Raw genomic sequence first — 24,019 nt, 5'->3', positions numbered from 1 at the left:
TTGCCCGGGGTGAGGAAAGCCAGACTTCGGGCTGGGGAAAGCCCCGTGATCAGGGGACGGAAAAGACCCTTAGTGGGTCATGCCGATCCACTCACCCGCGGCCTGGTAGGCCTCGAAGAGGTCCAAAGCCAGGTCGCGCAGACCGGGGTGGTCGCTGGCATGGCCGTCGGCCAGGCGCTCATAGGCGTACTGGCGGTCGTAGAGCATGCGCGTCGGGTTGATGACCAGGCCGGCGTCGTTCATCAGCTGGCCGAAGCGCAGCAGGTCGCGGCTGCGGACCGGGCCGCTGGTGGTGCCGGCGCTGGTCAGGCCGAGGGCGCGGATGTCGCCCAGATTGACGCCCTGGGCGATCTTCAGGCCGCTCCAGGCGTGACCGGGATCGCCCGCGCCGCGGGGTTCGTCGGCGGGAATCGGGATCAGGTGCAGCGGGATGAGCATGGCGGGCCTCGGCGGACTTCTGGCGTGTGTAGCCATGGTGCCGAGGCCTCGGCAAAACAAAGGCCGGATTAAGCCCGAAAAGCCCGGGCTAACTCCGGCTCATCGGGCTCAAGTGAACTGCAGGTCGAGGTCGCCGTGGGCGTAGATGATGACGCCGGTGTCGGTCTCGGTGATGCGATGGCCGGTGCCTGCGGGAGCGAGCTGGTAGTCGCCCTGCTGCAGCAGCAGGTCGTCCAGGAAGAGCTCGCCCTGCACCATCAGGCATTCCTCGTCATGGCCATGGCTGTGCACGGGCACGCTGGCGCCGGGGTCGGCGCGGTAGAGCAAGGCGGCCTGGCCGTCGGCCGTCCACAGCACGCGGCGGCGGATGCCGGGCGCGAACTCGGGCCAACCGGCGTCGGCGTCGCGCACCAGGGTGCGTTCGACCGGGCCCTCGGCTTCGCGCACGAAGACATGGGCGCCGTCGCGGCTCGCCAGCTGAGGCGTGGCGCCGGCCGGCAGCAGCAGGAAGTCACGCAGGCTCAAGGGTTCGGCGTCCACGGTCAGGCTGCCGCGCACGACCAGGAATTCGCGGGCTCCGGCAGCGCTCATGTCGAGGCGGGCGCCGGGCTGCAGCTCGATGACACGGGCCGTGCGCGGTTCACCCGGACGCAGCGCGCGGCCTTGGTCTGCGCGGTAGAGCCAGCGCTGGTGCACGCCGTCGGCCAGGGCCTCGGGCTCGGTGCGGCGGCGGCGCACGGTCACCATGCCGCGCTCGGCATCCAGCGACTGCTGCAGGCGGCCGCTCAGGCGCTCGCCGAATCGGCCGGCCGACGCTGGGGCTGCCCAGGCGCTCGCGAAGGGCTCGCTGAGCAGCGGCGTCATGTCGTCGTCTTCACGTGATTCGGGGGTGGTGGGCATCGTCGTCATGGCGCCCTCCTTCAGGCCGGCAGCGCGTGCGCGCCAGTGTCGCCCAGGGCCTCGCGCAGCGTGATCAGGGCGCGGCGGATCTGGGATTTGACGGTACCCAACGGCAGGCTGGTCTGGCTGGCAATCTCTTCATGGGACAGGCCGTTGAAGAAGGCCAGGGCCACGAGCTGGCGCGGCTGGGGCTTGAGCAGCAGAAGGGCCCGGTGCAGTTCGGCATGGCCCTGGGCCACGGCCAGCAGCTCGTCGCCGGACTCGGCCGTGGGTGCCGACAGCGGCGCGCTTTCCTCGTCCAGCTCCTCGTGCTGGAAACGGGCCTCGCGGCGGATGGCGTCGATGGCGCGCGAACGGGCCATGCCCAGCAGCCAGGTCAGCGGCCGGCCGCGCTCGGGATCGAAGCGCGGCGCCTGGCGCCAGACCTGGAAAAAGACCTCCTCGGCCACCTCCTCGGCCAGCTGGGGCCGGCGCACCAGGCGCAGCACCAGGCCGTAGACGCGTGACAGCGTCGCTTCGTACAAGGCCAGCAGCGCGCGTTCGTCATGGTCGACGATGGCGTCTATCCAGGCGGCGAGCTGGGCGTCATCCAGCGTCGGGCAGCCGGGCTTGGCGGCCGCGGCTTCGACGACGCAGTCCTCCTCCTCATCGGCCTCCCGCAGCTCGATGTCGTCGAACAGCAGTGCCGGCGCGGGCGGCTCGTCGACGGTTTCTTTCGGATGAGGAAGGGTCATGGCGTCTCCTCAGACCAGAAGCTGGTCCACATGCGGCTCGGCACCGCGCAGAAAGATGGTGGCACCCGTCTCGGTGCTGATGCCGGCATGCAGGCTGCCAGCGCGGGCCAGGTGGTAGCCCCCGGGGCCGACCTCGACCTGGCTGCCGACCTTCAGCACGCCCTCCAGCACCAGGCATTCCTCGTCCTGGGGATGGCGGTGGGCCTCGAGGCGGGCGCCGGGCGCGAGCTTGAGCAGATAGCTCAGAATGCCTGCGTTCTCATGCAAGACCTTGATCTGCACCCCATCGCCGTAGGCCTGCCAGCCGCCCGCACCCGCGGGCACGGTCAGGTGGCTGTCATCGGTGTCGGCCACGCGCTCCAGCAGGCGCCGGCGGATGGCGCGGGCCTGGGCGGGGGTGGCGGAAGGCGAGGTCATGAAAGGCAGTTACGCAGCGTGAAGATTTCCGGATGCAGCGTAATCCTCGGCATCTACCCTGGGTAGTCCGGCGTATCCCCTTTGCATGTCTCAAACCGCGTATTTCGACCTTGTCAGCCATTGGCGCCTGGACGCGCCGGTCAGCCACGTCTGGCGGGCCATCACCGAAACCGAGCACTGGCCGCGCTGGTGGCCGGGCGTCGTCGACGTCAAGCAACTGCGCAGCGGCGACGGCACCGGCCTGGGGGTGATCCGCCAGATCACCTTCCGTACCGGCCTGGGCTACCGGCTGCACCTGGCGCTGGAGGTGACCGAGGTCATCACCGAGGAGCGGCTGCGCGCCAAGGCAGCCGGCACGCTGGCCGGCGAAGGCATCTGGCTGATGAAGCAGGCGGCGCCGGAGCTGGGTGCCCATACGGACGTGACCTTTGTCTGGCGCGTCACCCTGCCCCCGGGCATCCTGGCCTGGACGGCGCCGCTGCTGGCGCCGCTGTTCCGCTGGAATCACAAAAGGGTGATGCGGGCGGGGCGGATGGGGCTGATGCAGTATCTTGTGACGACGACAGCGTGAAGGCGGCTGGATGACCCTCGCCCAAGCGCTTGGAACCGCCATGTTCGGCGTGCTCGTCGTCGCTCTGTTCCTCTTCAAGCTAGCCGCCATGCGGGCAAGGCGGCGCTCGCTGAAACAGCTTCCCGCCAATACCTCCGGCGGCACTCCTGTCAAAACAACCAAACGGGAACGCGGGTTCGCGCTGCTCTTCTGCGCCTTCGTCCTGTCGGTCGTGATGTGGATGGTTCTCGGTCCGCGCTGAAGCGCTCTCTCAAGCCTTCGGCAGCGTCACCCCCACCTGCCCCTGGTATTTGCCGCCGCGGTCCTTGTAGCTGGTCTCGCAGACTTCATCGCTCTCGAAGAACAGCACCTGGGCGCAGCCTTCGCCGGCATAGATCTTGGCGGGCAGCGGCGTGGTGTTGCTGAACTCCAGCGTCACATAGCCTTCCCACTCGGGCTCGAAGGGCGTCACGTTGACGATGATGCCGCAGCGGGCGTAAGTGCTCTTGCCCAGGCAGACCGTCAGCACATTGCGCGGGATGCGGAAATACTCCATCGTGCGCGCCAAGGCAAAGCTGTTGGGCGGGATGATGCAGACATCCTTGTTGACGTCGACAAAGCTGTTCTCGTCGAAGTTCTTCGGGTCCACCACCGTCGAGTGGATGTTGGTGAAGACCTTGAACTCGGGCGCGCAGCGGATGTCGTAGCCATAGCTGCTGGTGCCGTAGCTGACGATCTTGCGGCCGTCCTGCTCACGCACCTGGCCGGGCTCGAAGGGTTCGATCATGCCGTGCTGCTCGCACATGCGGCGGATCCACTTGTCGCTCTTGATGCTCATCTCGTTTTCCTCGTTTAGCGTGGGGTCACGCCGTCGAAATACATGCTGCCGTCCAGGTCCAGGATGAAGCCCTTGACTGCCGCACGCTGCGGCACGGCCGGGCGGCCATGGGCCATGGGCGTCCAGGGAAGCTGTTCCAGCAGCAGGCGCTGGGCCTTGGCGTAATGGCGCTTGCGCTCATCCTGCGTGAGCGCCTGACGGGCCTCAGCCAGCAACTTGTCATAGGCCGGGTTGCACCAGCCACCCGTGCCGCTGGCAGCGCCGCAGGCCAATTGGCCCATGGTGCCGGCGGGCTCAGGATCGCCGTTCCAGCCGAACAAGGCAGTGTCGTGCTCGCCGGCGTCGATACGGCGAAGGTACTCGCCCCATTCGTAGGTCACGATGCGCGCAGTGACGCCCACCTTGGCCCAATCGGCCTGGATCATCTGCGCCATCAACTGGCCGTTGGGGTTGTAGGTACGCACCACGGGCATGGCCCACAACGTGAGGTTCAACGGCAGCACGCCAGCTTTCTGCAGCAGCGCCTTGGCCATGGCCGGGTTGTGCGGGGCCGACTTCAATGACGCGTCATGCGCCCAGCTGGCTGCGGGAAGAAGGGTGCTGGCCATCGTGCCGGCGTCGCCGTAGACGGTGCGAAGGATGGCGGCCTTGTCGATGGCCATGTCCAGGGCCTGGCGCACTTCGAGCTTGGAAAGGGTCGGGCGCTGGATGTTGTAGGCCAGGATGCCGACGTTCATGCCGGGCGCGGTCGCGAATTTCATGGCCGGGTTCTTGCGCAACTCGGCCTGCTCGGCCGCGCCGACCGGAGCCGCGATGTCGCATTCATCGCGCTTGAGGCGCTGGGCGCGCACCGTGGCATCGGGGGTGATCGCGAAGACGAGCTGGTCCGCGCGCGGCCTTTCGTCCCTGCGCCACCAGCCCGGGTGCTTCACGTAACGGATGACGGCGTCCGGCCGGAAGCTCTTGAGCTGGAAAGGCCCAGTGCCGATGGGCAGCTGGGTGATGCGCTGCGGCGTGCCGGCCTTGAGCAGCTGGCCGCCCAGCTCGGCCGACTCGATGGCCACGAAGGCCAGTGTCAGCGCATGCAGAAAGCTGGCATCGCGCTCGGCCAGCGTGATGCGAACCTGGTAGTCGCCGAGCTTCTCGACCTTGCGGATCAGTTTCTCCCAGCCGAAGGACGCCACATAGGGCGACACGCCAGGCAGGGCCTTGGCGAAGGCGCTGTCGCGATCCAGCAATCGGCCGAATGTGAACATCACGTCGTCGGCATTGAAATCGCGCGTCGGCTTGAACTCCTCATTCGCCTGCCAGGCCACGCCGCGGCGCAGCTCGAAGGTATAGGTCAGCCCGTCAGCGCTCAGCGTCCAGCTGGCAGCCAGGCCCGGAATGAACTGGTCGGTGCCACGCTTGACCTCGATCAGGGTGCCGAAGATGGGCAGGTGGGCGACATGGTCGATGCCGCTGTCGGTCATCGCCGGGTCGAAGGTCTTGGGGCTGCCCGCGGCGCAGAAGCGCAGCGTGGTGTCGGCCTGGGCCAGCAGCGGCAGGGCCAGCAGCAATACAGCGAGACGCTTCATTTCACGATTTCCGCAGACGGCACAAAGGGCAGGATGCCCATGGATTGATAGAGAGAGGACGGCGACAGGGCTTTGTCACCCTGGATGACCAGGACGATGCGACGGATGGCGCGGATGTCGGCCACCGGATCGCCATCAACGAGCACGAGGTCGGCGCGCTTGCCGCGCTCGATGCTGCCGATCTCGTTCAGGCGGTCGCTGTATTTCGCGCCATTCCAGGTCGCGATCTTCAGCGCCTGGGCGGCCGGGATGCCGGCCTGCACATAGAGCTCGAGCTCGCGCTGCAAGGCGAAGCCGGGCGTTGCGTCCGTGCCGGCCACCAGCGGAATGCCGGCCGCATGCATGCGGCGCAGCAGGTCCATCATGACCTTCCAGCTCGCGCCCCAGCGCCTGGCCTTGGCGTCGTCCATGTCGACCTCGGCCGACAGATAGCCGCGCTGCACGACGGCCGGCAGATTGGCCGCCACCATCGCATAGCTGGGGCTGGGCTGGCCCTGGCGCTGGGTGTAGGTGGCCTCGAACGCGGTCATGGTCGCGTCGACGATGGTGCCCTTGCGCTTGAGCAGCGCGATGAAGTCCTGGCTGCGGCGGTCGTTGAGCTTGAGGTCGGCGGCCTTGTCGCCGGGCAGGTTGAAGCGCAGCAGGGTGCGCGTGTCGTCACCCTTGCCGACGAGGAAGTTCAGCGTCAGCTGGTTGATGTGGTGCAGCTCGTCATAGCCGGCCTCGACGGCCTGGCTGGCCGTCATGAAGGCCGGCACATGGCCGCCTGTGCGCAGGCCCAAGGACCGTGCGTGCGCCACCATGGGCTTGACCCATTCGGGGCGGATGGAGTTGTAGAGCTTGAGCTGGCGGTAGCCGCGGGCGGCATACCAGTCGATGGCGGCAAGCGCATCGGGCAGGTTGTCCGGCACGAAATCGGCCTGCGACGAGAACGGGCTCTTGCCCTCGATGAAGCCATTCGCCGAGATGCGCGGACCGAGCACCTCGCCGCGCTCGATGCGGCCGTGCAGTTCGGCAAGGTCGTCGTTGCTGTTGCCGACATCGCGCACCGCCGTCACGCCCGAGGCCAGGTTGAGCAGCAGCGCGCTGGCATCCAGATGCGAGTGCATGTCAACGAAGCCGGGCAGCAGGGTGCGGCCCTTGCCGCTGATGCGCTGGGCCGGCGCCGCACTCTGCAGGCTGCCCGGCTTGGCAATTGCCGCGATGCGGCCGTCGAACAGATAGACGTCGGACGGGCCGCGCAGCTTGGCGGCCTGCGAGTCGAACCAGCGCACGCCCTCGATGACGGTGAGGCCGGGCAGCGGCTTGGGCAGTTCCCTGGCCAGCTTCTGCAGCCTCTCGATCTGGGCGATCTTCTGCACATCGGCCAGGCGGTCCATCTCGCCTTCGAAGCCCTGCAGCAGGGTGCCGCCCCAGCCCGGCGAAACCTGGGCGAAGAAGCCCTGGTTGTCCTCGCGCAGCCAGAGGTAGACGGGTTCGAGGTCGAAGCCCTGGATGGCGTAGAGGCCGACGTCGAAGCTCGCACCCGCGGGCTTGAGCGCCTGCACGCGCTCGATGCTGATCTGGCCCACGGGCAGGGCCGCCGCCCGCTTGTCGGGGCGCTGCAGCAAGGTGCGGGCGATGCGGCCCGACCAGGCCGGCGTGGCCTGCACGGGCAGGTAGACGAGGTCGCGGCCCACGCCGGGCTTGTCGCCCTTGTCGACGGGCGAGCGCCAGCTGGCGCGGCCGTCCTTCAGCTCGAAGCTCTCGTCGATGCGTGCGCCATAGGTGGACACGCCCTCGGTGCGGTAGCTCAGCCAGGCGCCGTCGGCGGCGAACTCGATCACCTCCTTCTGGTCGGGGCCGCGGCCGTTGTTGCGGTAGCTGTGGTCGGTCTCCAGCCGCGTGGCCGTCTCCTTGACCAGGAGACGCCCGCAGCTCACCTTGGCGCACATCACCGTGTAGGTCTGGGCCTGGGCCTGCATGGAGCCAGCGGCCAGCAGCAGGGCGATCAACGGGGGCAAGAGCTTCATGGGCGCAATCCCTGTGGGGTCCTTAGGTGGCGCGCACTTTACTGAGGGCCGCGACGCCCTTGTTCGCCAGCATGTCGGCGCGCTCGTTGCCGGGGTCGCCGGCATGGCCCTTGACCCAGCGCCAGTCCACCGTGTGCAGCTTGCGCAGCGCGTCCAGGCGCATCCACAGGTCGGCGTTCTTGACCGGCTTGCCGTCGGCCGTCTTCCAGCCGCGGCGCTGCCAGTTGGTGATCCATTCGGTGATGCCCTTGCGCACGTATTCGCTGTCGAGGTAGACGACCACGTCGCAGCTGCGCTTGAGCGAGGCCAGCGCCTCGATGGGCGCGGTCAGCTCCATGCGGTTGTTGGTCGTCTCGCGCTCGCCGCCGAAGAGTTCCTTGTCGTGGCCGCCGCTGGACAGCCAGGCACCCCAGCCGCCGGGGCCGGGGTTGCCCTTGCAGGCACCGTCGGTGTAGATCGTGACCTGCGGCTTCTTGATGGACAGCGCAGGCTTGGGTGCTTCTTCGGTCATTCTTTTTTGTGATGGTTGTTCAGCGCGACGGCCGGTGCAGTCTTGGCCGCCACGCGCTTGTTCTTGGCCAGGCCGATCATGCGCATGCCCTGCACGCGCTTGACCGCCTGGATGAAATAGACGGCGCCCAGCACCGGCCACCAGCGCGAGCCGACGCCGTCGACCCAGCGCCAGCGCTGCAGCCAGGCCTCGGAGCGCAGCGGCGGCCGGTAGATGCCGAAGCGCGCCGCCTCGACGTCGAAGGACAGCAGCTTGAGCCAGTCGCGCAGCCGCCAGTAGCCGATGAACTCGCCGTCGCGCGGCAGATAGGGCTCGCCACGGCGCTTGAGCCGGCCCAGGTTCTGGCGCAGGCCCCAGAGGCTGGCCGGGTTCAGGCCGAAGACGATGAGGCGACCCTCGGGCCTGAGCACCCGCTCCACCTCGCGCAGCAGGGCATGGGCGTCGGGGGCCAGTTCCAGCGCATGCGGCATCAGGACCAGGTCCAGGCTGGCACTCTCGAAAGGCAGGGCATCGAAGTCACACAGCAGATCGCGGCCGACCAGCCAGCGGTGCGGCATGCGGTTGGTCAACAGACCGTCAAGTTCGGGGAGGCCGAGTTGCAAGGCATGGAACCCGAACAGATCGGCCACGGCCGCATCCACCTGGGCCTGCTCCCAGGCGAGCAGATGCTGTCCGGGCGGGGTTTGCAGCCAGGCTGCCAAATCTATACTCGGCGCTTTATCTGTCATGTGTTGGCGCCCTTGACGCATAACTGGACGCTCAGGCCGATTCCCGCTTTTGACGACAACTACCTCTGGCTGCTGGACAACGGCCGCGAGGCCCTCGTCGTCGATCCCGGTGACGCCGCGCCGGTGGCCGCGGCGCTCGATGCCCGGGGCCTGACGCTCGCGGGCATTCTATTGACCCATCACCATGGCGATCACGTCGGTGGCGTCGACGCGCTGCGCCCGCGCCTGCAAGGCCCCGTCTACGGCCCCATCCACGAGAAGCTGCCCGAACCGGTCCAGCGCCTGCACGGCGGCGACACGGTCGAGTTGCTCGGCCTGAAATTCGCCGTCATGGACGTGCCCGGCCACACTGCGGGTCACATTGCCTATTTCGCGGCCGACGTTCCCGAGAGCTTGTCGAACGGCGACCCGCTGCTGTTCTGCGGCGACACCCTGTTCAGCGCCGGCTGCGGCCGACTCTTCGAGGGCACGCCGGCGCAGATGCATGCCTCCCTGCAATCCCTGGCGGCCCTGCCGCCCGAAACGCGGGTCTGCTGCGCCCACGAGTACACCCTGTCCAATCTGCGCTTCGCGCGCGAGGTGGACCCGGCCAACACGGCCCTGGCCGCCTACACCGCCTGGTGCGAGGCCGAGCGCAGCGCCGGCCGCCCCACCCTGCCCGGCCGCATGGGCAACGAGGTCCGCATCAACCCTTTCCTGCGCTGCACAGACGCCGCCCTGCGTGAGTCCGCCCGGCGGCACGCCCCTCTCAAACTCCCGGCCGCGCCCAGCCCGGTCGATGTGTTCGCCACCCTGCGCGAATGGAAGAACGGATTCCGATGACACTGATCCACCGCCTGTCCCCGATCTTGCTAGCCGGTTTGCTGGCCGCCTGTGCCACCACCACCGCGCCCCTGCCGGACGAAGCGCCGGCCCAGCCCCTCTCCCCGCCCGCCGCCGCTGCAGTCGCCAGCGCCACGGCCGCAACGCCCACGCCCGCCCTGCCGGTGCGCGCCATGGCCGCCGAGCTGCTCGAGGACAACCTGCGCCCCGGCGAGAAGATCGACCTCGACAGCCCCGAGGTGAACGCCGACCTCTGGGCCCGTGTGCGCAAGGGCTTCCAGCTGCAGGACCTGGACGACGACTGGGTGCGCAAGGCCGAGGGCTGGTACAGCGCGCGGCCCGACTACGTCGAGCGCATGACGACGCGCGGCAGCCGCTACCTCTTCCACATCGTCGACGAGGTCGAGAAGCGCGGCATGCCCACCGAGCTGGCCCTGCTGCCCTTCGTCGAGAGCGCCTTCGTCACGCATGCCGTCTCCAGCGCCAAGGCCACCGGCATGTGGCAGTTCATGCCCGCCACCGGCCGCGACTTCGACCTGAAGCAGAACATCTTCCGCGACGACCGCCGCGACGTGCTGGCCTCCACGCGTGCCGCGCTCGACTACCTCGGCCGCCTGCACAAGCAGTTCGGCGACTGGCACCTCGCGCTGGCAGCCTACAACTGGGGCCAGGGCAATGTGCAGAAGGCCATCGCGCGCAACCAGAAGCTCGGCCTGGCGACGGACTACGCCAGCCTGAAGATGCCCGACGAGACGCGCTACTACGTCCCCAAGCTGCAGGCGGTGAAGAACATCGTCTTCGCGCCGGACCGCTACGCGCTGACGCTGCCGGTGGTGGCCAACCACCCCTATTTTCTGAGTGTGAAGATCGAGCGCGACATCGACGTGGCCCTGGCCGCCCAGCTCGCCGGCATCACGCTGGAGACCTTCCAGCAGTTCAACCCGCAGATGAACAAGCCGGTCATCCTGGCCGCCGCCACGCCGCAGGTGCTGCTGCCCTATGACCAGGCCAGCGCCTTCGCCGAGAACCTGGCCCGCCACAACGGCCCGCTCGCCAGCTGGACGGCCTGGGTCGTGCCCAAGACCATGACGCCGGGCGAAGCCGCCAAGCGTGCCGGCACCAGCGAGGCCCTGCTGCGCGACATCAACAAGATCCCGCCCAAGATGCTGGTCAAGGCCGGCTCCACGCTGCTGGTGCCGCGCGGCGAGCATGTGCATGCCGATGTCTCCGAGCGCCTGGCCGACACGGCCAGCCTCAGCCTGGCGCCCGATGCGCCGCCGCTGCGCAAGGTCACCTACAGGGCCGGCAAGGCCGATACCGTGGCCGGCGTGGCGGCGCGCTACAAGGTCAGGGCCGAGCAGCTGGCGCAGTGGAACAAGGTGGCCGCCAACGGCCGCTTCAAGCCGGGCCAGGCCATCGTGGTCTACACCGCCGCGGCGCCTGCCAAGGCGGCTGTGGCCAAGGCCAAGGCGCCTGCCAGATCGGTCAAGGTGGCGGCCGCCAAGCCTCAGCCCAAGGCCAAGGGCGGCAAGGGCCGCACCGTCGTGGCCGCGGCCACGCCCTGAGCCAGGGCTTCAGCGAACGAAGAAGAGGGCGACGCAGGCCGCCAGGCCCACCGACCACACCAGGGAGCGCAGCAGGGCCTGATCGGCCAGGTACAGGCCGATGAAGCCCAGGCGCGCGGCGATGAAGCCCATGGCCAGCGCATCCACCGTGGCCTGGGCGGCCTGGTGCTGATGGGCCACGAACAGACCGGCCATGAAGACGGGCAAGGCCTCCCAGCTGTTGGCCTGGGCCGAATTCGCGCGCGCCTGCCAGCCACTCAGCCTGGCCAGCCATTCGCGGGGCTGGTGGTTGTCGAAGCCGCCGTCGCGGCGGCGCTTGCCGAAGCCCTTGGACTTGGCCAGCCAGGTGCAGCCCAGGGGCAGCACGCAGGCGAGGAGCAGGCAGATCTGGGCAATCGTCAAGGCGGCCTCCTTCAGCGGCGGTCAACGTCGATCAGACAGGGCATGGGCGATGGTGCCCAGGTCCACATATTCGAGTTCGCTGCCTATCGGCACGCCGCGCGCCAGCCGCGTCGACTTGATGCCGCGCGCGCGCAGGGCCTCGGCCAGTACATGGGCCGTGGCCTCGCCCTCGGCCGTGAAGCTGGTGGCGAGGATGACCTCCTCTACGCCCTCCTCGCCCGCCCGCGCCAGCAGCTCGGCCGCGCCGATCTGGCGCGTGCCGACACCATCGAGCGGACTCAGCCGGCCCAGCAGCACGAAGTAATAGCCCAGGTAGGAGCCGGTGCGCTCCAGCGCGGCCTGGTCGGCCGGCGTCTCGACGACGCACAGCAGCCGGCCATCGCGCTTGGCGTCCGCGCAGACGATGCACAGCGGCTTCTCGCTGAAGGTGTGGCAGCGCTCGCAATGCTTGATGCGCTCGCCCGCCGCCGTCAGCGCATTGGCCAGCCGCGGCATGGCCGTGCGGTCATGCTGCAGCAGGTGGTAGGCCATGCGCTGGGCCGATTTCTGGCCCACGCCAGGCAGGCGCTTGAGCGCCTCAACAAGAGAATCCAGAGCGTTCAAACGGAAGCCACCCTGTCGTCAGCAAACGATCGCCGCCGCAGGCGCGATCCCATCAAGCGGCAGCCGTGGAACTGGCTTTGCCAGGCCACTGGCTGCGCCCCCTCGAGGGGGAGGCGCGAAGCGCTTCGGGGGTGGGTCAAAACGGAAATTTCATGCCGGGAGGCATGGGCATGCCGGCGGTCAGCTTGCCCATCTTCTCGCTGCTGGTGGCCTCGGCGCGGCGCACGGCGTCGTTGAAGGCGGCGGCGACGAGGTCTTCCAGCATGTCCTTGTCATCGGCCAGCAGGCTGGGGTCGATGGTCACGCGGCGAACCTCGTTCTTGCAGGTCATGACGACCTTGACGAGGCCGGCGCCGCTCTGGCCCTCGACCTCGATATTGGCGAGTTCTTCCTGCGCCTTCTTCAGGTTGTCCTGCATCGCCTGGGCTTGCTTCATCAAGCCGGCGAGTTGGTTCTTCATCATGATCGTGTCCTTGTCTACTCAAGAGGTCGTCAGCACGGGCTGCACGGAGCCCGGCAGGATGCGTGCCGACGGGAATTGGGAAAGCAGCGTGCGCGTCATCGGATGCTGGGCGGCGAGGTCCTCGGCTGAGCGTTGCTCAGCTTCGACGCGGGCGACGGTGCGCAGGGCGATGGAGTCTTCGGCCACGCCGGCCTCGATGTCCAGCCTGGCGTTCAGCGCCGCTTCCAGCTTGGCGACCAGGGCCGGCGCGCGCAGGGATTCGCGCTCGACGCGCAGCCTCCAGACCTCGCGGCCATCGACGCTCGAGCAGCCCAGGGCCTGGGCCTGGCGGGCCAGCTCGCCGGTCATGCCGACGATGTTCAAGGCCGCGATGCGCTCGGCCCACTCGGCGCCCTCGGGCGTCTCGCGCAACTCGGCGCGGCGCGGGGCTTCGGCCTCGCGGGCCGCAGCAGCGACCGGGGCGGGCGAGTCGTCCGCGTCCATCCACGGCGGCGGCGCGTCATCGGGCGGCGGGCCATCCAGGTCCATGGCCTCTTCTTCGGCCTGGGCCTCGACGGGCTTGGGACGCAGGCGGTCGCTGAGCCTGGGGGCCGCGGGCGGCTCGGCCACCACGGGCGCGGCCACCGCCGGTGCGGGAGCCTCGGCCTTGGGGGCCACGGGTGCCACCACGGGCGCCGGCGGCGCCACCTTGGGCAGGGGCACGGCCACGACGGCCTTGGCCACCGCCGCCGGCCTCACCAGGGCGGCGGCCTTGACGGCCTTGGGTTGGGTGCCAGCAGGCCGGAAGGCCAGCATGCGCAGCAGCACCATCAGCAGGCCGGCGTATTCATCGGGCGCCAGATGCAGCTCGGCACGGCCATGCAGGGCCATGCTGTACATCAGCTGGATCTCGTCGGCCGGCAAGGCGGCAGCCAGGCGGCGGATCTCGGCGGTCTCGTTGTCGCTGTCGTCCAGGGCCGCGGGCGCGGCCTGGGCCAGGGCCATCTGCTGGAACAGCGTGGCCAGGTCCTCCAGCGTGCCGGCGGCAGACAACCCGGCACCGCGCAGCGCATCGGCCTGGGCCACGACGGCCTCGCCGCTGGCCGCGGCCAAGGCATCGACGATGGCCACCACATGGCCGCGGTCCACGCTGCCCAGCATCTGGCGCACGCCGGCTTCGCTCAGCGACCCGGCACCGAAGGCGATGGCCTGGTCGGTCAGCGACAGCGCATCGCGCATGGAGCCACGCGCGGCCCGCGACAGCAGGCGCAGCGCGCCAGGCTCGGCCGGCACGCTCTCGGCGCCCAGCACATTGGTCAGGTGCATCTGCACGTCGGCCGCCGCCATGGGCCGCAGATTGAACTGCAGGCAGCGCGACAGCACCGTGACCGGCACCTTCTGCGGGTCGGTCGTGGCCAGCACGAACTTCAGGTAGTCGGGCGGCTCCTCCAGCGTCTTCAGCATCGCGTTGAAGGCGGTGTTCGAGAGCATGTGCACTTCGTCGATCATGTAGACCTTGAAGCGCCCGACGACCGGCTTGTAGACGGCCTGGTCCAGCAGCTGGGAGATCTCCTCGACGCCGCGGTTGGACGCCGCGTCCAGCTCCACATAGTCGACGAAGCGGCCGGAGTCGATGTCCCGGCAGGCCGGGCAGACGCCGCAGGGCTGGGCCGTGATGCCGCCCGTGCCGTCAGCCCCGGTGCAGTTCAGGCTCTTGGCCAGGATGCGCGACACCGTCGTCTTGCCGACGCCGCGGGTGCCGGTGAACAGATAGGCGTGGTGCAGCCGGCCCTGCGTCAGGGCATTGGCGAGGGCCTGCACGACATGCTCCTGCCCCACGAGCTGCTCGAAACTCTGCGGACGGTATTTGCGGGCCAGGACCTGATAACTCATGGGGCAGGATTCTATGGGTGGGGCCACCGGGGATAATCCCGCGCCATGACCTCGCAAGCCCCCCTCACCTACGACCAAGCCGGCGTCAACTACGACCTGATCGACCCGCTGAAGATCACGGCCCAGCGCGCCGCCGCCGCCACCGCCTCCCACCTCGCCGGCCACGGCTTCAGCGAGGTCAAGGCCTCGCGCGGCGAATCGGCCTATGTCGTGGACGTGGGCCCTTTCTACATCGCCTCCATCGTCGAATGCCTGGGCACCAAGACCCTGGTGGCCGACGAGATGGCCAAGCTGACCGGCAAGAGCTTCTTCGCCGGTATCGCCCAGGACACCATCGCGATGGCGGTCAATGACCTGATCACCGTCGGCGCCACGCCCCTGGTCGTGCAGGCCTACTGGGCCGCCGGCGGCAGCGACTGGTTCGGCGACGCCCAGCGCGCGCAAGCCCTGGTGGCCGGCTGGAAGGCCGCCTGCGACACCTGCCAGGTCGCCTGGGGCGGCGGCGAGACGCCGGCCCTGGCCGGCATCGTTGAGGACGGCCGCATCGACCTGGCCGCCTCCTGCACCGGCCTCATCAACCCCAAGGAACGCCTGTCGGTCGGCGACAAGCTGGGCGCCGGCGACGCCATCGTGCTGCTGGCCTCCAGCGGCATCCACGCCAACGGCCTGAGCCTGGCCCGCAAGCTGGCCGAGCGCCTGCCCCAGGGCTATCTGACCGAGATCGAGCCGGGCCTGAGCTACGGCGAGGCCCTGCTGGCCCCTACCGCCCTGTACTCGCCCGTGACCGAGGCGCTGTGGAAGGCCGGCATCGCGCCCCACTACTGCGCCAACATCACCGGCCACGGCTGGCGCAAGCTGCTGCGCCACCCCAGCCAGCTGACCTACCGCATCCACACCGTGCCGCCCAAGACGGCCGTGCTCGACTTCATCCAGAAGCAGGCCGGCCAGGACGACCGCGAGGCCTATTCGACGCTGAACATGGGCGCCGGCTTCGCCATCTTCGTCAAGGCCGAGGACGCCGAGCGCACCGCCCAGGTCGCCCGCGACTGCGGCATCGCCGCCTGGGTGGCCGGCATGGTCGAGGCGGGCGAGAAGCAGTTGCTGATCGAGCCTCTCAACATCCGTTTCAGCGAAGACGACCTCGCGCTGCGCTGATATGTCACGCGTACAACCCGGGTTGGCTTCGCGGGCCGAGCGCCGGGCCGCTCCCAAGCCGGCCCGCCATGGCGATGTGCTTGCGGCCCGATGCCGCAAGCATCGCCGTCCCCTCGGGGGACCGGCCGGGCTCGCCTGCGTTCAGCAGGGTGAGACCGGACGAGGGGCATCATGAGCTGGTATTACACGCAGATGATCCAGTGGCATGTGCTGCTGGCTTGGTGCAGCGTGGGGCTGTTTTTCGTGCGCGGGCTGTTGGTGCAGTTCGGCACAGCTCAAGTGCAAGCGTTCGCAAAGGATGCCCGCCTGCTGGTGGTGGTGTTTGGCGTCAATGCCTGCCTGGTCGTCACCGGCCTGAGCCTGTGGGGTTCCATCGGCTACCACCCCATCCGCGACTGGTGGCTGGGCGTCAAGCTCATCGCCCTGGTGGGCTACATGATCTGCGGCCACTGGGCCATGAGCCAGGCACGGCTGCATCTGCTGGGCTACCTCACCGCACTCGCGTTGCTGGCCCTGGCCATGGACTTGTCCATCAATCGCCAGTTCCTCCCGGGTTGACTGTCGTGGCCCGGTTAGAATGCTCGTCGACGGGCCTCCCCGCATGGAAGCGCGCCCAACCGGGTCAGGTGGGGAACCAAGCAGCCCTAAGCGTTGCAACCAGTGCCGGGGGTAAGGCTCGTCACCCCTCCCCTCCCTTTTTGACGCCCGACGCCGCCCATGTCGACGGCTGACGCGCGTCCGCTCAGCGGCCAGCCCTTCCAGGTCGGTGACTGGACGGTGGATGCCGCGGGCAACCGCCTGCTGCGCGACGGCGAGGTCCGCCCGCTGCGCTTCAAGGCCATGGCCCTGCTGCTGCTGCTGGCCGAGCGCGCCGGCCAGACCGTGCCGCGCGAGGACATCGTCGCGCTGATCTGGGACGGCAACGAGTACGTCGCGCCCCAGGCCATCAACAACGCGATCTGGTCCATACGCCAGGCCCTGGGCGACGACAGCGAGTCGCCGCGCTATCTCGAGACCATCCCGAAGAAGGGCTATCGCCTCATCGCCCAGGTGCAGCGCCTGCCCGACGCTCCTGCCACCGCAGCATCTCCCGCCGCCCGGCGCTGGCCGATGGCGGCCGTGGCAGCGCTGCTGGCTCTGGTTCTGGCCGCCATGGGCTGGTGGCTGCAGCGCGGCGCGGCGTCGCCGGCCAGCGAATCGGTCAGCTGGAACATCACGCCGCTGACGCAATACGCCGGCCATGAATTCGTCGGCGCGCTGTCACCCGACGGCCGCCAGCTCGCCTTCGGCTGGTGGCAGGGCCAGGGCCAGGCCGAGCTCTATCTGCGCACCGCGGCCGACACCCAGGCCAAGCCGCAGGCCATCGGCGGCGGCGTGGGCGACATCGTCGGCCTGTCCTGGTCGCCCGACGGCCAGGCCCTCGTCTTCGCGGCCCGACCCAGCCCCGAGCAATGCCAGCTGTGGATCTACGAGCTGCGCGCCGCCAGCCGGCGCGCGCTCGCCCCCTGCCATCCGCTGTTCACGCCCATCGTCGCCTGGTCGCCGCGCGGCGACCGCATCGCCTTCACGGGCGACCAGGCCGGCGAGGCCGGCCTCTTCCTGATCGCGCCCGAGGGCGGCAAGCCCCAGCGCCTGACGCGCAACTCGCCCCAGGCCCTGCCCGACCACCAGCCCGCCTGGTCGCCCGACGGCCAGCGCCTGGCCTTTGCCCGCAGCGACCCGGTCGGCGGCACGCGCGACCTCTTCGAGCTGGATATCGCCAGCGGTGCCATCACGCGCCTGAGCCGCGAGAAGCTGCACTATCTGCATGGCATCAGCTACGCGGCCAACGGCCAGGACCTGATCTACGCCACCACCCAGCACGACTCCCGCATGCTGATGCGCTGGGACCGCCGCCACGCCCGCGCCGTTCCGCTGGGTCTGGAGGGCAGCGCGCCGGCCATGGGCCGCGACGGCCACCTCGTCTATGCGCTGATGCGCAGCCACGTCAGCATCGGCGAGGTGCGGCTGGACGGCACTGAAACTGACAACAGTGCCGCGCCGCGCCGCCTCATCGGCTCGGTCGCTTCCGACCGACAACCCGATTTCAATGCCGCCCAGCGCCTGCTGGCCTTCAGTTCGCGCCGCTCCGGCCTGCCGCAGATCTGGACCGCCCACCTCGACGGCGGCCAGGCCCAGGGCCTGACCCGGCTGCCGGGCCGGGCCACGGCGCCGGCCTGGTCGGCCGACGGGCGCCGGCTGGCCTTTGTCGGCCACTGCGGCGAGCAGCAGCGCACCGGCTTGTGCCTGCTGGACGGCCAGGGCGGCGCGGTCCGGGCCCTGGCCGCCGACGGCTTCCTCTACGGTCCACCGACCTGGGATGGCGAGCAGATCTGGATCAGCAGCAACCGCGGTGGCAAGACGGCCAGCGAATGGCAGGTCTGGCGCTTCGCCGCGGACGGCAGCGGCGGCCAGGCCCTGGCCAAGGCTCCGGCGCCGGCCGAGGCCAGCCGGGTCGCCAGCGACGGGCGCAGCCTCTACTACCAGCCGGCCGGCTCCTCCCAGTTGCTGGCGTGGACGCTCGCGGACGGCAGCATGCAGGCCCTGGACGTCGCCGCCGAGGGCGCCAGCCTGGTCGACTGGACCCTGCACCCCGAAGGCCTGCTGGCCCTGACCCGCTCGGACGCCGAACGCTTCGAGCTGATGCCCTGGAAAGGCGGCCCGCGCCGCGTGCTGGCCCGGCATGCGCTGGGCAGCTTCCCGGAGATGGCTGCCTTCAGCCTCGGCGCGGGCGGGCGCAGCGCCTTTGTCGAGCTCGCCGACCTGGCCTATGCCGACCTGATGCTGGCTCGCTAAGTCGTTGATTCGTCTGGCGGAATTTATTTTGGATGGCGGCTGGATGCCGATTGGAGGGCGAACGCTTGCCCGGCATCGAGGCGGGATTTCCTAATGGCCTGACCCGCCAAAAAGGAGATCACCTTGCCCGCACGCCACCCCCTTCCCCTGCTGTTCCTGCTCACCCTGCTGTCCAGCCTGTCCGGCTGCGGCGGTGGCGGCAGCGATGCGCCGGCGCCCTCTCCAGCGCCTGCCCCGGCCCCGGCCCCGGCCCCGGCTCCCGCGCCAGCACCGACGCCTGCGCCCGCTCCCTCGCCGGCCCCGGCCCCTGCTCCCGCCCCGGCGCCTGCACCGGCACCCTCACCGGCCGGCTGGACCGCCCTGGCCGACCTGCCCGGCGGCGCCGCGAAGTTCGGCGTCGCCGAGGTGAATGGCAAGCTCTTCGTCACCGGCGGCTATGACACCAGCCGCACGGTCTATGTCTACGACATCTCCGGCAACACCTGGGCCGCCGGCCCCAACCTGCCGCGCGGCACCGACAACACTGCTGCGCTGTCCGCGGGCGGCAAGATCTACACCCTGGGCGGCGAGGCCAGCACCTCGCTGCAGGTCTACGACCCGGCCAGCAACAGCTGGACCCTGGGCCCCGCCCTGCCCTCGGGCCGCTTCGCCCATGCCGCGGCGGCGCTGAACGGCAAGCTCTACATGCTCGGCGGCTGGAACCTCAGCAATGCGGCCAGCGCGTCCCTGGCCAGCGTGTCGGCCTTCGACACGGCCGGCAATGCCTGGAGCAACGAAGCGCTGGCGGCCATGCCCACCGCGCGCAATGCGGCGGCGGCCGGCGTCATCGGCGCCCAGATCCACGTCATCGGCGGCCGCTCACCCGGCATCCGCAGCAACGACCATCTGAGCCTGGCCACCCACGAGGTCTACAACCCGGTGAGCAACAGCTGGCAGACCGCGGCGGCCCTGCCGACGGCACGCGGCAGCATCGCGGCGGCCGTGCTGAACGGCAAGCTCTATGTCTTCGGCGGCGAGGCGACGACGGCCAGCGGCAGCACGGTCAGCAATGCTGTGGAGCGCTATGACCCCGCCACCAACAGCTGGCAGGTGCTGGACGCCATGCCCTACCGCGCCCACGGCCTCGGCGCCGTGGCGGTGGGCAATGCCATCTATGTGATGGGCGGCTTCACGGGCGGTTCGGACGCAGTGGGAACCGAGTCGCGGGCTCTGTACCGCTTCCAGCCGCCGAATTGAAAACAGGGGACAAAGCCCCCTGTTCATTGATTCCAGGTTCAACCACCCGGTGACTTGGGAATGTCGGTGGACCTCACGGTCAGCGTCTTCATCTCGCCGCCGGCTTGCACGCTGCCCGTCACGACGCCTTCACGCACACGGCGCTCGCACATCTCGCGGTCTTCGGCTGGCTGGGCCTGGCAGCGCTTGAGGGCGTTGCTGGCCCACTGCTCCGGCCGATCATCCGAGGAGATCAATCGGCCTTGGCGCGCCTGGGCGTAGGCCGCCCCGGCTTCCTTCAGGCAGACGTCGCGCGGCTGGTTGGTCTGGCCGGTCATGCAGGCGGCGCGCTCGCGCTCGTACTGCATGCGCAGCGAGTCGACGTTCTTGGCCTTAGGGCCGGCCTGGGCGGCGCCGCTCACGGCGAGCAGGGCGGCGGCCAGCCAGGCGGCGGTATGACATCGATGGTTCTTCATGGCGATCTCCTTGCGGAATGCGGCCTCAGCCGCGGGCACGAACCGGTTGGTTGTCGTTCGAGATATAGACCTCGACGCGACGGTTCATGGCACGGTCGGTGTTGCTCGAGTTGCTGGCCACCGGATAGGCCTCGCCATAGCCGCGTGACTCGATGCGGGTCGCATCGACGCCGCGGGCGCGCAGCGCTTCGGCCACGGCCAGGGAGCGGCGCTGCGACAGCGTCAGGTTGGCGGCGTCGCTGCCGACGCTGTCGGTGAAGCCTTCGATCAGCACGCGGCGGTCGGGATGCTGGTTCAGGTAGTTGGCCAGCTTGCCGATCTCGTTCTGCGCAGCCGGCTTGATCTCGGCGCGGCCGAACTCGAACAGCACATCACCCAAGGTGACCAGCATGCCGCGGTCGGTCTGCTTGGCCTGCAGATCGGCGAGCTCCTTGGCCAGCGCGGCGGCCTGGGCCTGGGCCTGGGCGGCGTCCATGTTGGCGGCCGCGGCCTGCTGGCGCGCGGCGTTGGCATCGGCGCTGGCATTGGCCGCGGCGATCTGCGCGTTGGCAGCCTGCGCCTGCGCGGCGCTGGCGCGGCGGGCATTGGCATCGGCACGCGCGCGTTCACGGTCGGCCTCGGCGGCCTTGATGGCCTCTTCCTCGGTCGCGGCCTTGGCCAGGGCCATGGCGGTGCGTGCCTGGGTCGAGGCGACATAGGCGGCCGAGTCGATGTCGGCGGGGGATTCACGCTTGGCGGCGAGTTCCTCGGCGCGCTTCAGCGAATCGCCGGCCTTCTTGACGTCCAGCGAGGCGTACTTCAGCACGGCCGGGTCGGCCTCGGCGGCGCGCACATTGCTGCGCGCCTGCTGCAGGCCGGGCGTGACGGTGGGGGCGCTGGCGCAGCCGGCCATCAGGGCGGCAGCGGCGGCCAGCGTGGTCAGGGTGGAAGCGAACTTCATGATGACGGTCCTTTCGATGATCAGGAACGGTTCAGCTGCGCCTGCAGCTGCCGGATGCTTTCGTTGACCTCGGCCAGCGCGCGGCTGGAGCGGGCGGTGCGAGCCTGGGCCTGGGCCAGGGCCGCGTCGGCGGCGGCCTCGTCGGCGAGTTGGCGGGCGGCCACATAGTCCTTGCGGGCCATGGCGGCGTTGGCGCGGGCCAGCTTGTCGCGGGCGGTGCTCAGCTCGGCAGGGGCCTCGGCCGCGTTGCCGGTGGCCTGGTCGACAGAGGCATTGGCCACCGCCATCTGCTCCTTGGGAGCGTCGCCAGTGGAGGCGCAACCGGCCAGAGCGGTGGCGGCAACCACCGCCAACAACGCCGCTCGGCCATTCATCATCGAATGGGGATTCATAGGAACTCCTGTGATTTGCGTTCCCCGGCGATCAGCATCGCCCCCGCCGGGCTCGGGTTCTTTTCAGGATGCAAATCCAGTATTCGCGACGGCGGTCCCGGCCCCAGTCAGCCGGCCGGTGCGACTGTGGTCAGCCTGCGGCCTCAAGGCATGTGGGACAGGCCCTACACCCCTGTCGGAATGCTCAGGAACTAGCCGGTGGCTTGTCTGAAAGCCATCACGGCCTGATTGCGCAGCGTGCGGAGCAAGGACAACTCCTTCTCGCCCAGCTGCACGGCACCGTCCACGGCGTGGTCGGCATAGATCAGCCCGAGGGGCGCGCCCTTCAGCATCAGGGGCAGCAGCAGGAAGCTCTGCGCCTGCAGCTCGCCGCGGAACCAGCTCGGCAGCCGCGGCGCAATGTTGGCGGCGCGGGCGTCCTGGATCAGCGTATCGGCCCCCTTCAGGCAGACGGCGGCGAACAGGTCGGGCGGCTGGCTGGTCAGATCGATGCGCAGCAGCGGCGCGAGGCGCTCCACATCGGCGCCGACGCCCAGCCGCCCCGTCAGGGCCTGGCCACGCGCATCGCGCAGGCAGAAGACGACGCGGCGAAAGCCCAGGGCGCGGTAGATGGTCTCCAGGATCATGCGCAGCACGGCATTGAGCTGGAAGTGCTCGACCATGGCGTCGGTGATGTCCTGCACCCCGGCCGCCAGCAGCTGGGTGGCGGCTTCAGCGGGCGTCTGCGGCGCGGTGGCCTGGGTGCGCTCCATGACGAGGGTGGGCGCGAGCTCGTGCGCGGTCAGCGAGTCATGCACCGAAGGCGTCAGCGGCGCGAGCAGGCGTTGGGCGCGCGAGTCCTTGGGCAGATGCAGCTCCAAAGCCTCGGTCATCTGCGCGAGATGCTGGCGCGCCGTGTCGGCGGCCTTCTCGAAGGCCTCGGCGCTCAGCCCCAAAGCGCGCGAATGCCGCTGGGCCATGGCACGCAGCTTGGCGTGGGCCTGCTCGGGCGGCGTGTTGAGGATGAGGTCGGCCATGTCGTTGCTGGCGCGCGCCAGCCAGCGCTGGCGCTCGGTGCCTTCTTCCAGCTGGCGCTGCGGCGGCTCGCCGCTGGGCCGGCGCATGGCGCGCTGCAGGCTGTCCGGCAGGCCCCATTGCTTGGCCACGCCCAGGCCCAGGGCCTCGTAGCTCATGCCCAGCACCTGGGCCGAGGCCGAAGCCTCGCTGAGGGCCGGCTGACCATCCTCGGCCGGGCTGACGAGGCGGCGCACGGCGTCGGCCTCTTCGGGGAAATAGAACTCCGTCAGCGAGCGGCCGAGGTGGTGGAACATCGCGCCGAGGAAGGCCTCCTCGGCCTCGCGCGGGTTGGGGCAGAGCTCGCGCGCCAGCGAGGCCGCCATCAGCGAGCGCAGATAGTCCTCGCGCAGCCGCTTCGCGTGGCCCTTGTTCTCCATGCGCTCCAGCAGCACCAGGCTCAGCGCCAGGTTGCGGATGCCGGCGAAGCCGATCAGCGCGACGGCCCGCGACACCGTGCTGATGCCGCCGCCGCCCGCATGCCGGTACTGGGCCGTGTTGACCAGGCGCAGCAGCTTCTGCGTGAGCGCCACGTCCTTGAGGATCTCGTTGGACAGGCTGGCCAGGCTCTCGTTCTCGGACTGCGTCAGGCGCTGGATGCGGCCGATGGCATCGGACAACGCCGGGAAGTCGCTCTTGTGGCGCATGCGGCGCAACAGGAAATCGAGCACGGGCGCGTCCTGGGCGTCGGCATCGGGCTCGGCGACGGGGCGCAGCCAGGCGGCCAGTGCGTCGCGCAGCAGTGCGGCGCTGGGCCAGCGCGCTTCAGGGCCGCGCGCCAGGCCGCGCTGCACGATGGCCCGCAGCGCGTCGTCGACGCTGGGGTCCAGGCCCGAGGGCAGCACGAGGTCGGTGGTCTGCACGCGCTGGACGGCGCGCCAGGGATCGGGGTCGTGGTTGAGGCGCTGGCCGCTCAGCATCTCGGCCAGCATGACGGCGGCGGCGAACACGTCCATCTGCGGATGCGGCGGCGCGCCGCGCGCGGCCTCGGGCGAGATATAGCCCGGCGTGCCGACGACGCGCGAGGGCGCATTGGCGTTGGACACGCGCGCCGCGATGCCGAAGTCCATCACGCGCGGCCGGCCGCGGGCGTCGATGAGGATGTTGCTGGGCTTGAGGTCGCGGTGCACCAGGCCGGCCGCGTGAGCGGCCGTCAGCCCGTCCAGGATGCCCAGCATCAGCGTGACGGCCTCGGCCGCGGTGGGCGGCGGGCCGGCGCGCAGGCGCTGGCTCAGCGTGCCGCCGCTGACGTACTCGAAGACGAGGTAGGACCAGCCGCCCTGGGTGTCCGCCTCGAAGACCGGCACGATGTTCGGATGGGTCAGGCGGCTGACGGCACGCGCCTCGTGCAGCCATTCGTCGACGCTGCCCTGCTCCGTCATGGCCTTGAGCAGCTTGACGGCGACCTCGCGGTCCAGCAGCGGGTCATGCGCCAGCCAGACCGTCGCCTGCGCACCCTCACCCAGACGCTGCAGCAGCCTGAAGCGGCCGAGCTGGGGAGGCATGTCGTCGGCCATGGCG

General features: G+C 69.7%; 25 protein-coding genes and 1 other RNA gene. 9 read left to right on the top strand and 17 right to left on the bottom strand.

The window, feature by feature from the left end; translation table 11 throughout:
* Positions 1–69 precede the first annotated feature (69 nt).
* The 4 genes from AC07OY_RS05775 to AC07OY_RS05760 all read right to left on the bottom strand — a co-directional run bounded on the left by AC07OY_RS05775 (position 70) and on the right by AC07OY_RS05760 (position 2,489).
* Positions 70–438, bottom strand: a complete 369-nt coding sequence (locus tag AC07OY_RS05775; protein WP_495041559.1) for a hypothetical protein — start codon at positions 436–438, stop codon at positions 70–72.
* 108 nt (positions 439–546) lie between these two features.
* Positions 547–1,347: a cupin domain-containing protein gene (locus AC07OY_RS05770; RefSeq protein WP_495041558.1), complete on the bottom strand. Its 801-nt coding sequence runs from the start codon at positions 1,345–1,347 to the stop codon at positions 547–549.
* A gap of 11 nt (positions 1,348–1,358) precedes the next feature.
* Positions 1,359–2,072: a sigma-70 family RNA polymerase sigma factor gene (locus AC07OY_RS05765; protein WP_495041557.1), complete on the bottom strand. Its 714-nt coding sequence runs from the start codon at positions 2,070–2,072 to the stop codon at positions 1,359–1,361.
* 9 nt (positions 2,073–2,081) lie between these two features.
* The gene (locus tag AC07OY_RS05760; protein ID WP_495041556.1) at positions 2,082–2,489 is read right to left on the bottom strand and encodes a cupin domain-containing protein; all 408 of its coding nucleotides are present in this window, start codon (positions 2,487–2,489) and stop codon (positions 2,082–2,084) included.
* A gap of 85 nt (positions 2,490–2,574) precedes the next feature.
* Between AC07OY_RS05760 and AC07OY_RS05755 the strand changes: the two genes are divergently transcribed.
* Positions 2,575–3,060, top strand: coding sequence for an SRPBCC family protein (locus tag AC07OY_RS05755; RefSeq protein WP_495041555.1), 486 nt, complete (start codon positions 2,575–2,577; stop codon positions 3,058–3,060).
* A gap of 10 nt (positions 3,061–3,070) precedes the next feature.
* Complete coding sequence (locus tag AC07OY_RS05750; protein ID WP_495041554.1) at positions 3,071–3,301, top strand: hypothetical protein; 231 nt, start codon at positions 3,071–3,073, stop codon at positions 3,299–3,301.
* Positions 3,302–3,310: 9 nt separating this feature from the next.
* Here AC07OY_RS05750 and dcd read toward each other — a convergent pair whose 3' ends face one another.
* From dcd to AC07OY_RS05725, 5 genes are read right to left on the bottom strand one after another with little or no spacing between them, the layout of a single operon-like run.
* Complete coding sequence (dcd, locus tag AC07OY_RS05745) at positions 3,311–3,877, bottom strand: dCTP deaminase (RefSeq protein WP_495041553.1); 567 nt, start codon at positions 3,875–3,877, stop codon at positions 3,311–3,313.
* A 14-nt stretch (positions 3,878–3,891) separates the two neighbouring features.
* Positions 3,892–5,454: an ABC transporter substrate-binding protein gene (locus AC07OY_RS05740; protein WP_495041552.1), complete on the bottom strand. Its 1,563-nt coding sequence runs from the start codon at positions 5,452–5,454 to the stop codon at positions 3,892–3,894.
* On the bottom strand, positions 5,451–7,466 hold the full coding sequence (locus AC07OY_RS05735) for an amidohydrolase family protein (RefSeq protein WP_495041551.1): 2,016 nt from the start codon (positions 7,464–7,466) through the stop codon (positions 5,451–5,453). Before AC07OY_RS05735 ends, AC07OY_RS05740 begins: the two co-directional genes overlap by 4 nt.
* A gap of 22 nt (positions 7,467–7,488) precedes the next feature.
* Positions 7,489–7,977 (bottom strand): ribonuclease HI, encoded by a 489-nt coding sequence (gene rnhA, locus AC07OY_RS05730; protein WP_495041550.1) that lies wholly within the window; start codon positions 7,975–7,977, stop codon positions 7,489–7,491.
* The gene (locus tag AC07OY_RS05725) at positions 7,974–8,678 is read right to left on the bottom strand and encodes a class I SAM-dependent methyltransferase (RefSeq protein ID WP_495041549.1); all 705 of its coding nucleotides are present in this window, start codon (positions 8,676–8,678) and stop codon (positions 7,974–7,976) included. The genes rnhA and AC07OY_RS05725 overlap by 4 nt, the downstream gene beginning before the upstream one ends.
* A gap of 39 nt (positions 8,679–8,717) precedes the next feature.
* On the opposite strand from AC07OY_RS05725, the gene gloB reads away from it, so the two are divergent.
* Both gloB and AC07OY_RS05715 read left to right on the top strand, forming a co-directional pair.
* The gene (gloB, locus tag AC07OY_RS05720; RefSeq protein ID WP_495041548.1) at positions 8,718–9,527 is read left to right on the top strand and encodes a hydroxyacylglutathione hydrolase; all 810 of its coding nucleotides are present in this window, start codon (positions 8,718–8,720) and stop codon (positions 9,525–9,527) included.
* On the top strand, positions 9,524–11,092 hold the full coding sequence (locus AC07OY_RS05715) for a transglycosylase SLT domain-containing protein (protein WP_495041547.1): 1,569 nt from the start codon (positions 9,524–9,526) through the stop codon (positions 11,090–11,092). Before gloB ends, AC07OY_RS05715 begins: the two co-directional genes overlap by 4 nt.
* A 9-nt stretch (positions 11,093–11,101) precedes the next feature.
* On the opposite strand, the gene AC07OY_RS05710 is transcribed toward AC07OY_RS05715, so the two are convergent.
* From AC07OY_RS05710 to dnaX, 4 genes are all read right to left on the bottom strand, one after another.
* Positions 11,102–11,494, bottom strand: a complete 393-nt coding sequence (locus AC07OY_RS05710) for an MAPEG family protein (RefSeq protein WP_495041546.1) — start codon at positions 11,492–11,494, stop codon at positions 11,102–11,104.
* Positions 11,495–11,515: 21 nt separating this feature from the next.
* On the bottom strand, positions 11,516–12,097 hold the full coding sequence (gene recR, locus AC07OY_RS05705) for a recombination mediator RecR (RefSeq protein WP_495041545.1): 582 nt from the start codon (positions 12,095–12,097) through the stop codon (positions 11,516–11,518).
* A gap of 136 nt (positions 12,098–12,233) precedes the next feature.
* On the bottom strand, positions 12,234–12,560 hold the full coding sequence (locus AC07OY_RS05700; RefSeq protein WP_310324841.1) for a YbaB/EbfC family nucleoid-associated protein: 327 nt from the start codon (positions 12,558–12,560) through the stop codon (positions 12,234–12,236).
* An 18-nt stretch (positions 12,561–12,578) separates the two neighbouring features.
* Positions 12,579–14,432, bottom strand: coding sequence for a DNA polymerase III subunit gamma/tau (gene dnaX, locus AC07OY_RS05695; RefSeq protein WP_495041544.1), 1,854 nt, complete (start codon positions 14,430–14,432; stop codon positions 12,579–12,581).
* Between the two features lie 45 nt (positions 14,433–14,477).
* On the opposite strand from dnaX, the gene AC07OY_RS05690 reads away from it, so the two are divergent.
* From AC07OY_RS05690 to AC07OY_RS05670, 5 genes are all read left to right on the top strand, one after another.
* Positions 14,478–15,587, top strand: a complete 1,110-nt coding sequence (locus tag AC07OY_RS05690) for an AIR synthase related protein (RefSeq protein WP_495041543.1) — start codon at positions 14,478–14,480, stop codon at positions 15,585–15,587.
* 171 nt (positions 15,588–15,758) lie between these two features.
* Positions 15,759–16,145 carry a SirB2 family protein gene (locus tag AC07OY_RS05685; RefSeq protein ID WP_495041542.1) on the top strand — a complete coding sequence of 129 codons (387 nt, stop codon included), beginning with the start codon at positions 15,759–15,761 and terminating at the stop codon, positions 16,143–16,145.
* 28 nt (positions 16,146–16,173) lie between these two features.
* Positions 16,174–16,271, top strand: an RNA gene (ffs, locus tag AC07OY_RS05680) — signal recognition particle sRNA small type.
* A 33-nt stretch (positions 16,272–16,304) separates the two neighbouring features.
* The gene (locus tag AC07OY_RS05675; RefSeq protein WP_495041541.1) at positions 16,305–18,422 is read left to right on the top strand and encodes a winged helix-turn-helix domain-containing protein; all 2,118 of its coding nucleotides are present in this window, start codon (positions 16,305–16,307) and stop codon (positions 18,420–18,422) included.
* A gap of 123 nt (positions 18,423–18,545) precedes the next feature.
* On the top strand, positions 18,546–19,658 hold the full coding sequence (locus tag AC07OY_RS05670) for a Kelch repeat-containing protein (protein WP_495041540.1): 1,113 nt from the start codon (positions 18,546–18,548) through the stop codon (positions 19,656–19,658).
* A 38-nt stretch (positions 19,659–19,696) separates the two neighbouring features.
* Here the strand turns inward: AC07OY_RS05670 and AC07OY_RS05665 are convergent, their stop codons facing one another.
* The 4 genes from AC07OY_RS05665 to AC07OY_RS05650 all read right to left on the bottom strand — a co-directional run bounded on the left by AC07OY_RS05665 (position 19,697) and on the right by AC07OY_RS05650 (position 24,015).
* Positions 19,697–20,113, bottom strand: a complete 417-nt coding sequence (locus AC07OY_RS05665) for a hypothetical protein (RefSeq protein ID WP_495041539.1) — start codon at positions 20,111–20,113, stop codon at positions 19,697–19,699.
* 25 nt (positions 20,114–20,138) lie between these two features.
* Positions 20,139–21,053, bottom strand: a complete 915-nt coding sequence (locus tag AC07OY_RS05660; protein ID WP_495041538.1) for an OmpA family protein — start codon at positions 21,051–21,053, stop codon at positions 20,139–20,141.
* A gap of 20 nt (positions 21,054–21,073) precedes the next feature.
* On the bottom strand, positions 21,074–21,445 hold the full coding sequence (locus tag AC07OY_RS05655; RefSeq protein ID WP_495041537.1) for a DUF4398 domain-containing protein: 372 nt from the start codon (positions 21,443–21,445) through the stop codon (positions 21,074–21,076).
* 191 nt (positions 21,446–21,636) lie between these two features.
* Positions 21,637–24,015, bottom strand: coding sequence for a protein kinase domain-containing protein (locus AC07OY_RS05650; protein WP_495041536.1), 2,379 nt, complete (start codon positions 24,013–24,015; stop codon positions 21,637–21,639).
* Positions 24,016–24,019 lie beyond the last annotated feature (4 nt).

Source organism: Roseateles sp. GW821-FHT09H10, assembly GCF_059415865.1.
Note: the sequence above shows the minus strand (reverse complement) of the source record. Positions and strands in the feature narration are given on the sequence as shown.

What these genes read in the sequence shown, in the direction of transcription:
- AC07OY_RS05660 (WP_495041538.1), bottom strand. Translation starts at nt 21,053, where the DNA reads ATGAAGTTCGCTTCCACCCTGACCACGCTGGCCGCCGCTGCCGCCCTG.
- AC07OY_RS05675 (WP_495041541.1), top strand. Translation starts at nt 16,305, where the DNA reads ATGTCGACGGCTGACGCGCGTCCGCTCAGCGGCCAGCCCTTCCAGGTC.
- AC07OY_RS05700 (WP_310324841.1), bottom strand. Translation starts at nt 12,560, where the DNA reads ATGATGAAGAACCAACTCGCCGGCTTGATGAAGCAAGCCCAGGCGATG.
- AC07OY_RS05765 (WP_495041557.1), bottom strand. Translation starts at nt 2,072, where the DNA reads ATGACCCTTCCTCATCCGAAAGAAACCGTCGACGAGCCGCCCGCGCCG.
- rnhA (WP_495041550.1), bottom strand. Translation starts at nt 7,977, where the DNA reads ATGACCGAAGAAGCACCCAAGCCTGCGCTGTCCATCAAGAAGCCGCAG.
- AC07OY_RS05760 (WP_495041556.1), bottom strand. Translation starts at nt 2,489, where the DNA reads ATGACCTCGCCTTCCGCCACCCCCGCCCAGGCCCGCGCCATCCGCCGG.
- AC07OY_RS05755 (WP_495041555.1), top strand. Translation starts at nt 2,575, where the DNA reads ATGTCTCAAACCGCGTATTTCGACCTTGTCAGCCATTGGCGCCTGGAC.
- AC07OY_RS05750 (WP_495041554.1), top strand. Translation starts at nt 3,071, where the DNA reads ATGACCCTCGCCCAAGCGCTTGGAACCGCCATGTTCGGCGTGCTCGTC.
- AC07OY_RS05690 (WP_495041543.1), top strand. Translation starts at nt 14,478, where the DNA reads ATGACCTCGCAAGCCCCCCTCACCTACGACCAAGCCGGCGTCAACTAC.
- AC07OY_RS05655 (WP_495041537.1), bottom strand. Translation starts at nt 21,445, where the DNA reads ATGAATCCCCATTCGATGATGAATGGCCGAGCGGCGTTGTTGGCGGTG.
- AC07OY_RS05740 (WP_495041552.1), bottom strand. Translation starts at nt 5,454, where the DNA reads ATGAAGCGTCTCGCTGTATTGCTGCTGGCCCTGCCGCTGCTGGCCCAG.
- dnaX (WP_495041544.1), bottom strand. Translation starts at nt 14,432, where the DNA reads ATGAGTTATCAGGTCCTGGCCCGCAAATACCGTCCGCAGAGTTTCGAG.
- AC07OY_RS05665 (WP_495041539.1), bottom strand. Translation starts at nt 20,113, where the DNA reads ATGAAGAACCATCGATGTCATACCGCCGCCTGGCTGGCCGCCGCCCTG.
- AC07OY_RS05735 (WP_495041551.1), bottom strand. Translation starts at nt 7,466, where the DNA reads ATGAAGCTCTTGCCCCCGTTGATCGCCCTGCTGCTGGCCGCTGGCTCC.
- dcd (WP_495041553.1), bottom strand. Translation starts at nt 3,877, where the DNA reads ATGAGCATCAAGAGCGACAAGTGGATCCGCCGCATGTGCGAGCAGCAC.
- AC07OY_RS05770 (WP_495041558.1), bottom strand. Translation starts at nt 1,347, where the DNA reads ATGACGACGATGCCCACCACCCCCGAATCACGTGAAGACGACGACATG.
- AC07OY_RS05775 (WP_495041559.1), bottom strand. Translation starts at nt 438, where the DNA reads ATGCTCATCCCGCTGCACCTGATCCCGATTCCCGCCGACGAACCCCGC.
- AC07OY_RS05685 (WP_495041542.1), top strand. Translation starts at nt 15,759, where the DNA reads ATGAGCTGGTATTACACGCAGATGATCCAGTGGCATGTGCTGCTGGCT.
- AC07OY_RS05650 (WP_495041536.1), bottom strand. Translation starts at nt 24,015, where the DNA reads ATGGCCGACGACATGCCTCCCCAGCTCGGCCGCTTCAGGCTGCTGCAG.
- AC07OY_RS05715 (WP_495041547.1), top strand. Translation starts at nt 9,524, where the DNA reads ATGACACTGATCCACCGCCTGTCCCCGATCTTGCTAGCCGGTTTGCTG.